Here is a 13,432-nt window from a genome sequence, read left to right as displayed (position 1 = left end):
CGGTAAATAAGTGTGATCCTGCCGGCGTGAAAAACAGCGTTTTACCCTATAATACGCACACGTTTTCGTACAGAGGCAAGGGACATATTATGACGCAGGACGAACTGAAAAAAGCGGTGGGCTGGGCGGCGCTGGAATACGTGACGCCGGGCACCATCGTCGGGGTCGGCACCGGTTCTACCGCTGCCCACTTTATTGATGCGCTGGGATCCATCAAGCACCAGATCGAAGGCGCGGTGTCCAGCTCCGACGCCTCCACCGCCAAGCTGAAAAGCCTCGGCATCCACGTGTTCGACAGCAACGAAGTGGACTCGCTCGATATCTACGTGGACGGCGCGGACGAAATCAACGGCCATATGCAGATGATCAAGGGCGGCGGCGCGGCGCTGACGCGCGAGAAGATCATCGCCGCCATCGCCAAGAAATTCATCTGCATCGTCGACGCCAGCAAGCAGGTGGACGTGCTGGGCAAGTTCCCGCTGCCGGTGGAAGTGATCCCGATGGCCCGCTCTTACGTGGCGCGTGAGCTGGTGAAGCTGGGCGGCCTGCCGGAGTATCGTCAGAACGTGGTGACCGACAACGGCAACGTGATCCTGGACGTGCACAACCTGAGCATCACCGACGCCATCGCCCTGGAGAACAAGATCAACGGCATCGCCGGCGTGGTGACCGTGGGGCTGTTCGCCAACCGCGGCGCGGACGTGGCGCTGGTCGGCACCCCGGAAGGCGTGAAAGTGGTCAAATAAGCCTCCGCCGTCTGTGGCCCGGCAGTGCCGGGCCGCATAATTCTTCGGTTAAAATATCTTTTCTGAAAAACGGCAAATTTGGTGACTTATGTCACATTGTTAAACCTGACTCCCCAAAGCTTCTGCCGAAAACTTTCCCTATGGCATTTTCTGCCGTAAACCGCCAGGAACGCTGCGCCTTGTCCTGCTGGGCAGGCAATCGTTTGTATTGCCGCCCGCGTTATTTTTGTTATGTTGGATGGGAGCTGTGTCGTCACAGCCGCTTCTGAAGTCTGAACATAGGGTCGGGTAAATGGCAAAAGTATCATTGGAGAAAGACAGGATTAAATTCCTGTTGGTGGAAGGGGTTCATCAGAGCACGGTCGATAACTTGCGTGCCGCCGGTTATACCAACATCGAATATCACAAGGGTGCGTTAGACACCGAATCGCTGAAGGCCTCCATCCGCGATGCGCACTTCGTCGGCATCCGATCGCGTACGCATCTGACCGAAGAGGTGTTCGCCGCCGCAGAAAAACTGGTGGCGGTGGGCTGCTTCTGCATCGGCACCAATCAGGTTGATCTGAAAGCGGCGACCAAACGCGGTATTCCGGTCTTCAACGCCCCGTTCTCCAATACCCGATCCGTGGCCGAAATGGTGCTGGGCGAGCTGCTGCTGATGCTGCGCGGCATTCCGGCTGCCAACGCCAAGGCGCACCGCGGCGTGTGGCACAAACTGGCCGTGGGCTCCTATGAGGCGCGTGGCAAAAAGCTGGGCATCATCGGCTATGGCCATATCGGCACCCAGCTCGGCATTCTGGCCGAAGGGCTGGGCATGAAGGTGTTCTTCTACGATATCGAGAACAAGCTGCCGCTGGGCAACGCGCAGCAGGTGCGCCATCTGTCCGATCTGCTCAATATGAGCGATGTGGTGACGCTGCACGTGCCGGAAACGCTGGCCACCAAGAACATGATGGGGGCGGAAGAGCTGGCGCTGATGAAACCGGGTGCCATTCTGATCAACGCCTCGCGCGGTACCGTGGTGGATATCCCCGCGCTGTGCGATGCGCTGGCCAGCAATCACCTGGCGGGTGCGGCGATCGACGTCTTCCCGGAAGAGCCGGCGACCAACAGCGATCCGTTCAACTCGCCGCTGTGTGAGTTCGACAACGTGCTGCTGACGCCGCACATCGGTGGCTCCACCCAGGAAGCGCAGGAGAACATCGGCGACGAAGTGGCCGGCAAGCTGGCGAAATATTCCGACAACGGGTCGACCCTGTCCGCCGTCAACTTCCCGGAAGTGTCGCTGCCGGCGCATGGCCCGAATGCCAGCCGCCTGCTGCACATCCACGAAAACCGCCCGGGCGTGCTGACGCAGATTAACCAGATCTTCGCCGAAGAGGGGGTTAACATCGCCGCGCAGTATCTGCAAACCGGGCCGGAAATCGGCTACGTGGTGATCGACATCGAAGCGGAAACCGCGCGCGCCGATGCCGCGCTGCAGCGCATGAAGGCCATTGACGGCACCATTCGTGCCCGTTTGCTGTTCTGATTCAGCAACATGCCGCAACGAAAAAGGCCGGAGCGATCCGGCCTTTTGCTATTTGGGTTCGTGCCACGCCCAGCTGCAAAGTGGGGTGAGGATTTCCGGCAGCGGGATATCCCAATGCTCGGTTGGCAGGTGCTCCACCTGTTGGCAATCATGGGCCAGGCCGATGGGATAGGGGCCGCCGTTTTGCCAGTTTTGCAGGGTGCGATCGTAAAAGCCGCCGCCCATGCCCAGACGCTGCCCGGTATGATCGAACGCCACCAGCGGCGTCAGCACGATGTCCAGTTCACCCAGCGGCAGCACCTGGCGTACATCGAGGCGCGGTTCGAGAATATTGAAGCGGTTGCGCACCAGCGGCGTTTCCGGCGCATAGCGCAGGAACAGCAGGTGGCCCGGGCTGAACGGATGCAGCACCGGTAGGTAAACCCGTTTGCCCTGCACCCACAGATGCTCGATCAGCGGCCCGGTGTCGAGTTCACCGTCAAACGACAGAAATACCGCGATGCTGTGCGCCGCCTGAATGCGCGCATGCGCGACGAGGCGTTCGGCTATCTTTTCTGCGGCAAAGCGTTGCTGGCCCGGCGTAAGCTCGCGCCGACGTTGGCGAATGAGTTGACGAATGGCTTGGCGCTGCTGCGCAAATTGGGGTTGAAAAGGCATCGTATCAGGCTTGCTCAGTGTGGGGTTCAACACACATAAACCGCTGAGAAGGGGAATCTCCGAGATGCCGTCGCAGGCTGTAACCCTTGAACCCATGGTTCAAGGTGAACGTGCCGTCGCAATCTTAAGGCTTCTCGGCGCACCGAGCGTGCTCACCGATCGCGGAGCAACACATTCTGTTTGTACTAAATATCGGCTCAGGGGACTGGCCCGCTGGCGAACATCTCAGAGAAATTTTGTACTCGTTGCCGAAACTGTGGTTTCAACAACTTAAGTTATTCGAATTGTGCATCCTGACGTTCAGAGATGCGACCTTGTTCAAGCAGCGCTTGTTCAATGGTCTGCTGCAGCATCCGTATGCGTTGTTCCATATTGGACGCATAGTCACGGGTTTTCAACCGTTCTTGAGCCAGTTCGTGACAGACGTTCAATGCCGCGATGAAAACCAGTTGCTCAGTATTGGAGACTCTAGTGCGAACTTTAAGATCTTGCAACCGTTGGTTAAGATCGTCCGCCGCCATATTCAACGCATCTTGTTGTTCTGGCGGGCAATTGACTCTTAACGAGCGGCCAAAAATTTGAATATCTACCGGTTGTGCAGACATGCCACCTTCCTGCCTAAATTTCGCGCCAGCCTTGTCCGCCCTGGCCGGGCCGTCAAAGCGGGCGCCACTATATATACCTCGGTACCAAGATACAACCCCTTTTTCAGTACCTGGTTGTAATCTACTGTGGCGGACACTGCCAGTCAAAAAAGGGTGTCAAAATGCGCAGTTACCGCACTTTCATCACCCGCCGGCGCAGTGTGAGACCTGCCACATCACGATTATAACTAGCCACTGAGGTGTCGCGCTTATCTGGTATAGCGACGGACCTTGGTGGTAGCATAACACGAACTTATCCTGCCAACGATGACGAATGCGCATGTCTATACAGAATACATTTCCAAGTTACCAATCTTTGACCGTGGCCCTCAACCAGCAGGCGGTGGCGCTGACCGCGGCAGAAATGCACGGCCTGATCAGCGGCCTGCTGTGCGGCGGCAGCCGCGATGCCGGCTGGCAGGCGCTGGTGCACGATCTGACCAACGAAGGCGTCGCCTTCCCGCAGGCGCTCAGCCAACCGCTGCAACAGCTGTATGAAGTGACGCGCGAAACGCTCGAAGACGACGAATTCCTGTTCCAACTGATGCTGCCGGAAGGGGAGATCGTCAGCGTGTTCGATCGCGCCGACGCGCTGGCCGGTTGGGTCAACCACTTCCTGCTCGGGCTGGGCATGATGCAGCCGAAGCTGGCCCAGGTGAAAGACGAAGTCGGGGAAGCGATCGACGATCTGCGCAACATCGCGCAATTGGGCTACGACGAAGACGAAGATCAGGAAGAATTGGAACAGTCGCTGGAAGAAGTGGCGGAGTATGTGCGGGTTGCCGCCATCATGTGCCACGGCGAATTCACCCGTCACAAACCAACGGCGCCGGAAAACATCAAACCGACGTTGCACTAAACGTCCTATCGCCCCTCCGCCGGCGGTGCGGATGGCATGATTTCAGGAGAAGGTAATGACTCAGCAGGAATTCAACAACCGCCGTCAGGCGCTGTTGGCGAAAATGGCGCCGGCCAGCGCGGCGGTTATTTTCTCTGCGCCGGAAGCGACGCGCAGTGCAGATTCAGACTATCCCTACCGGCAGAACAGCGACTTTTGGTACCTGACCGGCTTCAATGAGCCGGAAGCGGTGCTGGTGCTGATCAAAAGCGACGAAACGCATAACCACAGCGTGCTGTTCAACCGGGTACGCGATCTGACGGCGGAAATCTGGTTTGGCCGCCGCCTGGGGCAAGACGCCGCGCCGGCGAAGCTGGGCGTGGATCGCGCGCTGCCGTTCGATGAAATCAATGACCAGCTGCATCTGCTGCTCAATGGCCTGGACGTGGTTTACCACGCGCAGGGCGAATACGCCTACGCCGATCAGATCCTGTTCGGCGCGCTGGACAAGCTGCGCAAGGGGTTCCGCCAGAATCTGCAGGCGCCGGCCACCGTGACCGACTGGCGGCCGTGGTTGCACGACATGCGGCTGTTCAAATCGCCGGAAGAGCTGGCGGTGATGCGCCGCGCCGGTGAGATCAGCGCGCTGGCGCATACCCGCGCGATGGAAAAATGCCGCCCGGGCATGTTCGAATATCAGCTGGAAGCGGAAATTCACCATGAGTTCACCCGCCTCGGCGCCCGCTACCCGTCTTACAACACCATCGTCGGCAGCGGCGAAAACGGCTGCATCCTGCACTACACCGAGAACGAGAGCCAGATGCGCGACGGCGATCTGGTGCTGATCGACGCCGGCTGCGAGTATCAGGGGTACGCCGGCGACATTACCCGTACCTTCCCGGTCAACGGCAAGTTCAGCAAGCCGCAGCGCGCGGTGTACGACATTGTGCTGGCGTCGCTGCTGCGCGCTTTGGCATTGTTCAAACCCGGCACCAGCATTCGCGAAGTCAACGACGAAGTGGTGCGCATCATGGTGGTCGGGCTGGTGGAGCTGGGCGTATTGAAAGGTGAAGTCGACCAGCTGCTCGCGGAACAGGCGCACCGGCAGTTCTTCATGCACGGGCTGAGCCACTGGCTGGGCCTGGACGTGCACGACGTCGGCCACTACGGCACGCCGAGCCGCGATCGGCTGCTGGAGCCGGGCATGGTGCTGACCGTGGAACCGGGGCTGTACATTGCGCCGGATGCGGACGTGCCGGCGGAATACCGCGGCATCGGCATCCGCATCGAGGACGACATCGTGATCACTGCCGACGGCAATGAAAACCTGACCGCCAGCGTGGTGAAAGACGCCGATGCCATCGAGGCTTTAATGGCGGCGGCAAGGTCATAGAATGAGCGTAATTATCGTTGGCGGCGGTATGGCGGGCGCGACGCTGGCGCTGGCCATCTCGTCGCTCACACAGGGCAAAATGGCGGTGGATCTGGTCGAGGCGACCCGGCCGGACGACCGCAGCCACCCAGGCTTTGACGCCCGCGCTATCGCTTTGGCGCAGGGCACCTGCCAACAGCTGGCGCGCATCGGCGTTTGGCCGGCGCTGCGCGACTGCGCCACGCCGATCGCTCAGGTGCACGTCAGCGATCGCGGCCACGCCGGTTTCGTGAATCTACAGGCGCAGGATTATCAGGTCGATGCGCTTGGCCAGGTGATCGAACTGCACGACGCCGGGCAGCGGCTGTTCGCGCTGCTGGCGAAGGCGCCGGGCGTTACGCTGCACTGCCCCGCGCGGGTGGTGGACGTGATCCGCACCGCAGAGTGGGCGGAGGTGCTGCTGGACAACGGCCAGCGTCTGCGCGGGCAATTGCTGGTGGCGGCCGACGGTTCGCGTTCGGCGCTGGCGCAGGCCTGCAACGTAGAGTGGCGGCAGGAGGACTATCCGCAGTTCGCCACCATCGCCAACGTCACCACGGCGGAAGATCCGCAGGGGCGCGCCTTCGAGCGTTTTACCCGCTACGGGCCGCTGGCGCTGCTGCCGATGTCGCAGGGGCGCAGTTCGCTGGTGTGGTGCCATGCACGCGAAGATCGCGCCCGGGTGGATGCCTGGGACGACGAGCGTTTTATCGCCGAGCTGCAACAGGCCTTCGGCTGGCGGCTGGGGCGTATCCTCAAGGCCGGTAAACGGCACAGTTATCCGCTCAGCCTGCTGACCGCCGATCGTCATGTCAGCCATCGTCTGGCGCTGGTGGGCAACGCGGCGCAGACGCTGCACCCGATCGCCGGGCAGGGGTTCAACCTCGGCCTGCGCGACGTGATGTCGCTGGCGGAAACGCTGGCGGAAGCGGTAGACAGCGGCGAAGACGCCGGCGCTTATGCGCTGCTGAGTCGCTATCAGCAGCGGCGGCAAAACGATCGGCAGGCGACGATCGGCGTGACCGACGGATTGATCCGCCTGTTCGCCAACCGTTATGCCCCGCTGGTGGTCGGCCGTAATCTGGGGCTGATGGCGATGGCGCGTTTGCCGGCGGTGCGCGACGCCTTCGCCAAGCGCACGCTGGGCTGGGTGGAACGTTAGACACAGAATCGGGCGCCCTGTGGCGCGCCCAAAACGCGGCGCGGCAAGGCGTCGCGCGTTATTTAAGGAAATCGAGCAGCATGCAATCATTTGACGTGATTATCGCCGGTGGCGGTATGGTGGGGCTGACGTTGGCTTGCGGCCTGCAGGGCAGCGGGCTGCGCGTGGCGGTGCTGGAACAGCGCCAGCCGGACATGGCGCCGCCGTCGGAGCAGCCTGCGCTGCGCGTCTCCGCCATCAATGCCGCCAGCGAGCGTTTGCTGCAGCACATCGGCGTGTGGGACGACATTCTCCAACTGCGCGCCAGCGCTTACAACGCGATGGAAGTGTGGGAGCGCGACAGCTTCGGCAAAATCGCCTTCCGCGGCGACGAGTGCGGCTTCAGCCACCTCGGCCACATCATCGAAAACTCGGTGATCCAGCAGGCGCTGTGGAAACGCGCCGAAAACCTGTCGGACATCACGCTGATTACTCCGGCTGCGCTCAAGCAGGTGGCGTGGGGCGAGAACGACGCCTTCGTCACGCTGGAAGACGGCCGCATGCTGACCGCCCGGCTGGTGATCGGTGCCGACGGCGCCCAGTCGTGGCTGCGCCAGCACGCCGACATCCCGCTCACCTTCTGGGATTATCGCCATCATGCGCTGGTTGCCACCATTCGCACCGAAGAGCCGCATCAGGCGACGGCGCGGCAAATTTTCCACGGCGACGGCATTCTGGCGTTCCTGCCGTTCAGCGATCCGCATTTGAGCTCCATCGTCTGGTCGGTGACGCCAGAAGACGCCGAGCGGCTCCAACAGCTTGAGCCGGCGCAGTTCAACCGCGAACTGGCGATGGCCTTTGATATGCGTCTGGGCGCCTGCAGCCTGGAAAGCGAACGGTTGGCGTTCCCGCTGACCGGCCGCTATGCGCGCAGCTTCGCCGCGCACCGCCTGGCGCTGGTGGGAGATGCGGCGCATACCGTGCATCCGCTGGCCGGGCAGGGCGTGAACCTGGGCTTTATGGATGCCGCCGAACTGATTTCCGAACTGCGCCGCCTGCAGCGGCAGGGCAAGGATATCGGCCAGCACCTCTATCTGCGCCGCTATGAGCGCCGCCGCAAACATGGCGCGGCGGTGATGCTGGCCAGCATGCAGGGTTTCCGCGAGCTGTTCGACGGCAACCATCCGGCCAAAAAGCTGCTGCGCGACGTGGGGCTGCGGCTGGCGGACAGTCTGCCCGGCGTCAAGCCGAAGCTGGTGCGTCAGGCAATGGGCCTGAACGATCTGCCCGAGTGGCTTGCCTGACACCCCCGCCTTCTGCGAGCCCGCTGCGGGCTCGCGCTTCTCGCCTTATGCCATCGTCTTTCCTTATATAACCCTTCATTTGAAATAATCTAATTTCAGCTGCTTTTTATCATTACTTTTTCTAATTCCATGTTCGGTTATCAAAAGTCGGAATCTCATGTGCGGCCGTCGGTTTGTTATATAACTTCGGAGTTTTGCCGCTTTAATTGTTAATTTTGTGCCTTAAAGCGCATTTTTCCAGTGAAAAACTCTGCACACTAGCCCGGCATTTTACCGCCCCGGAACGGCGATGAGCCTATTTTAACTTATGGTTAATGGGGGCGTTCGGTGATAAGTTCGAGGGAAAGGTATCGTTTGCGTCACGGCGGTTGCACACAGTTTCCGCCCGTCCCGGCGCAGCATTTGTGTTGAGCAGTCAGTGCGCCATGGCGATCGGGCCGCGAGCCAGGCTCCGCCGCATTGCGTGGCAGCACCCTAACTTCTAGCGACGAGTGGAAAGAGGGAAAAGATGGCAAAGCAAACCCCACTGTACGACCAGCACGTGGCGTGCGGTGCGCGCATGGTAGACTTTCACGGCTGGATGATGCCGCTGCACTACGGCTCGCAGCTCGATGAGCACCACGCGGTGCGTCAGGATGCCGGCATGTTCGACGTGTCTCACATGACCATCGTGGATCTGCACGGCGCCCGCACCCGCGAATTTCTGCGTTATCTGCTGGCGAACGACGTCGCCAAACTGACCCAACCCGGCAAGGCGCTGTACACCGGCATGCTGAATGCCTCCGGCGGCGTGATCGACGACCTGATCGTTTATTTCCTCACTGAAGACTATTTCCGCCTGGTGGTGAACTCCGCCACGCGCGACAAAGACCTGGCCTGGATCGAAGAGCACGCCGCGCCGTATGGCGTTGCGCTGACGGTACGCGACGATCTGGCGCTGATCGCGGTGCAGGGCCCGCAGGCCAAAGAGCGCGCCGGCACCCTGTTCACCCCGGAACAAAAAAGCGCGGTCGAAGGCATGAAGCCGTTCTTCGGCGTGCAGGCCGGCGAGCTGTTTATCGCCACCACCGGTTACACCGGCGAGGCCGGCTATGAGATCGCGCTGCCGAAAGCGCAGGCGGCGGATTTCTGGCAAAAATTGCTGGCCGCGGGCGTCAAACCGGCCGGTCTGGGCGCGCGCGACACGCTGCGTCTGGAAGCGGGCATGAACCTCTACGGGCAAGAGATGGACGAAGGCGTTTCGCCGCTGGCCGCCAACATGGGCTGGACCATCGCCTGGCAGCCGGAAGATCGCCGTTTCATCGGCCGCGAAGCGCTGGAACAACAGCGCGAGCAGGGCACCGAGCAACTGGTCGGCTTGATCATGACGGAAAAAGGCGTATTACGTAATGAGCTGCCGGTGCGTTTCACCGACGCGGCGGGGCAAACCCACGAAGGCGTGATCACCAGCGGTTCGTTCTCTCCGACGCTGGGCTTCAGCATCGCGCTGGCGCGCGTGCCGGCAGGTATCGGCGAGCAGGCCATCGTGCAGATCCGCAACCGCGAAATGCCGGTCAAAGTGACCAAGCCCGGTTTCGTTCGTGCCGGCAAGCCGCTGACAAATTGATTTTTTATTGATTCTTCCCTAGGGATTTCGCGCTGCGGCTAGGCGGCAAGTGCGCGAGTCCTCGGGAGCTTACTGCGGTAAGTGACCGAGGTGAACGTACGCAGCCAACAACGCTGCAGTGTGAAAGACGACGGGAAATTATTTCTTCGAAGGAGTAACCGGCTATGAGCAATGTGCCAACAGAATTGAAATACGCATCCTCCCACGAGTGGGTTCGTTCAGAAGGTAACGGCGTTTACACCGTAGGCATCACCGAACACGCGCAGGAACTGCTGGGCGATATGGTATTTGTCGATCTGCCGGAAGTGGGCCGCAAAGTCGCCGCCGGTGAAGATTGCGCCGTGGCGGAATCCGTTAAGGCGGCGTCGGACATTTACGCGCCAATCAGCGGCGAAATCGTGGCGGTAAACGGTGAGCTGGAAAGCTCCCCGGAACTGGTGAACAGCGAGCCCTACGGTGACGGCTTCCTGTTCCAGATTAAAGCCTCCGACGAAGGCGAGCTGGCGAACCTGCTAAACGCCGCGGCTTATCAGGCCTCGATCGACGAGTAATCGTGACCACGCCCCAGGCCTTTCGGCCGGGGCGTTTTAGTGACCGCTCAAGCTATATCCCGTTTCACGCAAGCATTCAGGAATTTGTAGCAATGACTCAGACACTCAGCCAACTCGAACACAGCGAAGCGTTCATCGAACGCCACATCGGCTCTTCTGCGGAACAACGTCAGGAGTTGCTGGCAGCGGTGGGCGCTCGCTCGCTCAGCGCGCTGATCCAACAGATCGTGCCGGCGGACATTCAGCTGCCGGGGCCGCCGCCGGTCGGCGACGCGGCGACCGAACACCAGGCGCTGGCTGAGCTGAAGGCGATCGCCTCGCAAAATCAGCGCTACAAATCCTATATCGGCATGGGCTACAGCGCCGTGCTGACGCCGCCGGTGATCCTGCGCAACATGCTGGAAAACCCGGGCTGGTACACCGCTTACACCCCTTATCAGCCGGAAGTGTCGCAGGGCCGCCTGGAAGCGCTGCTGAACTTCCAGACCGTGACCCTCGATCTGACCGGCCTGGATCTGGCTTCCGCTTCGCTGCTGGATGAAGCCACCGCCGCCGCCGAAGCGATGGCCCTGGCCAAACGCGCCAGCAAGCTGAAAGACGCCAACCGCTTCTTCGTGGCCGACGACGTGCATCCGCAGACGCTGGACGTGGTGCGCACCCGCGCCGAAACCTTCGGCTTCGACGTCATCGTCGATAAAGCGGAAAAAGTGCTGGAGCTGGACGGCGTGTTCGGCGTGCTGCTGCAACAGGTGGGCACCACCGGCGAACTGCACGACTACAGCGCGCTGCTGGCCGAATTGAAATCGCGCAAAATCATCACCAGCGTGGCCGCCGACATCATGGCCCTGGTGCTGCTGACCGCGCCGGGCAAGCAGGGCGCCGACGTGGTGTTCGGCTCCGCGCAGCGCTTCGGCGTGCCGATGGGCTACGGCGGCCCGCATGCCGCCTTCTTCGCCTGCCGCGACGAGTTTAAACGCTCGATGCCGGGCCGCATCATCGGCGTTTCCCGCGATGCCGCCGGCAACACCGCGCTGCGCATGGCGATGCAGACCCGCGAGCAGCATATCCGTCGCGAGAAGGCTAACTCGAATATCTGTACCTCGCAGGTGCTGCTGGCCAACATCGCCAGCCTGTACGCGGTGTACCACGGCCCGCAAGGGCTGCAGCGCATCGCCGGGCGTATCCATCGCCTGACCGACATTCTGGCCGCCGGGCTGCGTCAGGCCGGCCTGACGCTGCGCCACAGCACCTGGTTCGACACCCTGACCGTTGAAGTGAAAGACAAGGCGGCGGTGCTGGAACGCGCGCTGAGCTTCGGCATCAACCTGCGTACCGATATCCACGGTGCCGTAGGCATCACGCTGGACGAAGCCACCTCGCGTGAAGACGTGCAGACGCTGTTCGCACTGCTGGCCGGCGACAACCACGGCCTGGACATCGACGCGCTGGACGCGGCGGTGAGCAAGAACAGTCAATCCATCCCGGCCGCCATGCTGCGCCAGGATCCGATCCTGACCCATCCGGTATTCAATCGTTATCACAGCGAAACCGAGATGATGCGTTACATGCATCGTCTGGAACGCAAGGATCTGGCGCTGAACCAGGCGATGATCCCGCTGGGCTCTTGCACCATGAAATTGAACGCGGCGGCGGAGATGATCCCGATCACCTGGCCTGAATTCTCCGAGCTGCACCCATTCTGCCCGCCGGAGCAGGCTGCCGGCTACCAGCAGATGATCGGCCAACTGTCTCAGTGGCTGGTGCAGCTAACCGGCTATGACGCGGTGTGCATGCAGCCGAACTCCGGCGCGCAGGGCGAATACGCCGGCCTGCTGGCGATCCGTCGCTATCACGAAAGCCGCAATGAAGCAGGCCGCCACGTCTGCCTGATCCCGAGCTCCGCGCACGGCACCAACCCGGCCTCCGCCCAAATGGCGGGCATGAGTGTGGTGGTGGTCGCCTGCGACAAGAACGGCAACATCGATCTGCACGATCTGCGCGTCAAGGCGGAGCAGGCAGGCGAAGAACTCTCTTGCATCATGGTGACCTACCCGTCGACCCACGGCGTGTATGAAGAAACCATCCGCGAAGTGTGCCAGATCGTGCATCAGTTCGGCGGCCAGGTGTATCTGGACGGCGCCAACATGAACGCCCAGGTGGGCATCACCACGCCGGGCTACATCGGCGCGGACGTTTCGCACCTCAACCTGCATAAAACCTTCTGCATTCCGCACGGCGGCGGCGGCCCGGGCATGGGCCCGATCGGCGTGAAAGCGCACCTGGCGCCGTTCGTGCCGGGCCACAGCGTGGTGCAGATCGATGGCGTAACCACCCAGCAGGGCGCGGTTTCCGCAGCGCCGTTCGGCAGCGCCTCCATCCTGCCAATCAGCTGGATGTACATCCGCATGATGGGCGCGGAAGGCCTGAAGCAGGCCAGCCAGATGGCGATCCTGAACGCCAACTACATCGCTACCCGCCTGAAAGGCGCATACCCGATTCTGTATACCGGCCGCGATCACCGCGTGGCGCACGAATGTATCCTTGATATTCGTCCGCTGAAGGAAGAGACCGGCATCAGCGAAATGGACATCGCCAAGCGCCTGATCGACTTCGGCTTCCACGCGCCGACCATGTCGTTCCCGGTGGCGGGCACGCTGATGGTCGAGCCAACCGAGTCGGAAAGCAAGGTGGAGCTGGATCGCTTTATCGATGCGATGCTGGCAATCCGCAGCGAGATCGACCGCGTCGCTAAAGGCGAGTGGCCGCTGGAAGACAACCCGCTGGTGAATGCGCCGCACGTGCAGGCGGAGCTGGTCAACGACTGGCAGCACCCGTACAGCCGTGAGCTGGCGGTGTTCCCGGTGGCCGGCGTGCGCGAGAACAAGTACTGGCCGAGCGTCAAGCGTCTGGACGACGTGTACGGCGACCGTAACCTGTTCTGCTCTTGCGTGCCGATGAGCGATTACGAATAACACGTTCGGCAAAGCTTGCGTTCGGGGGACA

The 13,432-nt window shown here is 61.4% G+C and carries 11 protein-coding genes and 1 other RNA gene; 9 read left to right on the top strand and 3 right to left on the bottom strand.

The features are described 5' to 3' along the window. Positions 1-89 precede the first annotated feature (89 nt). Complete coding sequence (gene rpiA / locus M6G53_RS09920) at positions 90-746, top strand: ribose-5-phosphate isomerase RpiA (RefSeq protein ID WP_025304157.1); 657 nt, start codon at positions 90-92, stop codon at positions 744-746. Positions 747-1,038: 292 nt separating this feature from the next. Beyond that, positions 1,039-2,277 (top strand): phosphoglycerate dehydrogenase, encoded by a 1,239-nt coding sequence (gene serA / locus M6G53_RS09915; protein WP_025304156.1) that lies wholly within the window; start codon positions 1,039-1,041, stop codon positions 2,275-2,277. 48 nt (positions 2,278-2,325) lie between these two features. Here the strand turns inward: serA and M6G53_RS09910 are convergent, their stop codons facing one another. The 3 genes from M6G53_RS09910 to zapA form a co-directional block, all read right to left on the bottom strand. Next, positions 2,326-2,934: a 5-formyltetrahydrofolate cyclo-ligase gene (locus M6G53_RS09910; RefSeq protein WP_253330913.1), complete on the bottom strand. Its 609-nt coding sequence runs from the start codon at positions 2,932-2,934 to the stop codon at positions 2,326-2,328. A gap of 52 nt (positions 2,935-2,986) precedes the next feature. Then, positions 2,987-3,169: non-coding RNA, 6S RNA (gene ssrS / locus M6G53_RS09905), on the bottom strand. Between the two features lie 40 nt (positions 3,170-3,209). Then, positions 3,210-3,539: a cell division protein ZapA gene (zapA, locus tag M6G53_RS09900; protein WP_004931621.1), complete on the bottom strand. Its 330-nt coding sequence runs from the start codon at positions 3,537-3,539 to the stop codon at positions 3,210-3,212. A 319-nt stretch (positions 3,540-3,858) separates the two neighbouring features. Here zapA and M6G53_RS09895 point away from each other — a divergent pair, with 319 nt between their 5' ends. The 7 genes from M6G53_RS09895 (at position 3,859) to gcvP (ending at position 13,401) form a co-directional block, all read left to right on the top strand. Next, complete coding sequence (locus tag M6G53_RS09895) at positions 3,859-4,437, top strand: YecA/YgfB family protein (RefSeq protein WP_253330905.1); 579 nt, start codon at positions 3,859-3,861, stop codon at positions 4,435-4,437. Between the two features lie 55 nt (positions 4,438-4,492). Next, on the top strand, positions 4,493-5,809 hold the full coding sequence (gene pepP, locus M6G53_RS09890) for a Xaa-Pro aminopeptidase (protein WP_253330903.1): 1,317 nt from the start codon (positions 4,493-4,495) through the stop codon (positions 5,807-5,809). Between the two features lies 1 nt (position 5,810). Beyond that, the gene (ubiH, locus tag M6G53_RS09885) at positions 5,811-6,989 is read left to right on the top strand and encodes a 2-octaprenyl-6-methoxyphenyl hydroxylase (protein ID WP_253330894.1); all 1,179 of its coding nucleotides are present in this window, start codon (positions 5,811-5,813) and stop codon (positions 6,987-6,989) included. An 80-nt stretch (positions 6,990-7,069) separates the two neighbouring features. Continuing rightward, positions 7,070-8,272 carry an FAD-dependent 2-octaprenylphenol hydroxylase gene (gene ubiI, locus M6G53_RS09880; RefSeq protein WP_253330892.1) on the top strand — a complete coding sequence of 401 codons (1,203 nt, stop codon included), beginning with the start codon at positions 7,070-7,072 and terminating at the stop codon, positions 8,270-8,272. A 508-nt stretch (positions 8,273-8,780) separates the two neighbouring features. Next, a complete protein-coding gene (gene gcvT, locus M6G53_RS09875; RefSeq protein ID WP_049232314.1) occupies positions 8,781-9,878 on the top strand; it encodes a glycine cleavage system aminomethyltransferase GcvT in 1,098 nt (365 codons plus the stop codon). Positions 9,879-10,042: 164 nt separating this feature from the next. Next, on the top strand, positions 10,043-10,429 hold the full coding sequence (gene gcvH / locus M6G53_RS09870) for a glycine cleavage system protein GcvH (protein WP_253330890.1): 387 nt from the start codon (positions 10,043-10,045) through the stop codon (positions 10,427-10,429). 92 nt (positions 10,430-10,521) lie between these two features. Further along, complete coding sequence (gene gcvP, locus M6G53_RS09865; RefSeq protein WP_253330888.1) at positions 10,522-13,401, top strand: aminomethyl-transferring glycine dehydrogenase; 2,880 nt, start codon at positions 10,522-10,524, stop codon at positions 13,399-13,401. Positions 13,402-13,432 lie beyond the last annotated feature (31 nt).

Origin of the sequence: Serratia nevei (assembly GCF_024160145.1) — a bacterium.
GTDB classification, from domain to species: domain Bacteria; phylum Pseudomonadota; class Gammaproteobacteria; order Enterobacterales; family Enterobacteriaceae; genus Serratia; species Serratia nevei_A.
This window is presented reverse-complemented; position numbering and strand designations above follow the sequence as displayed.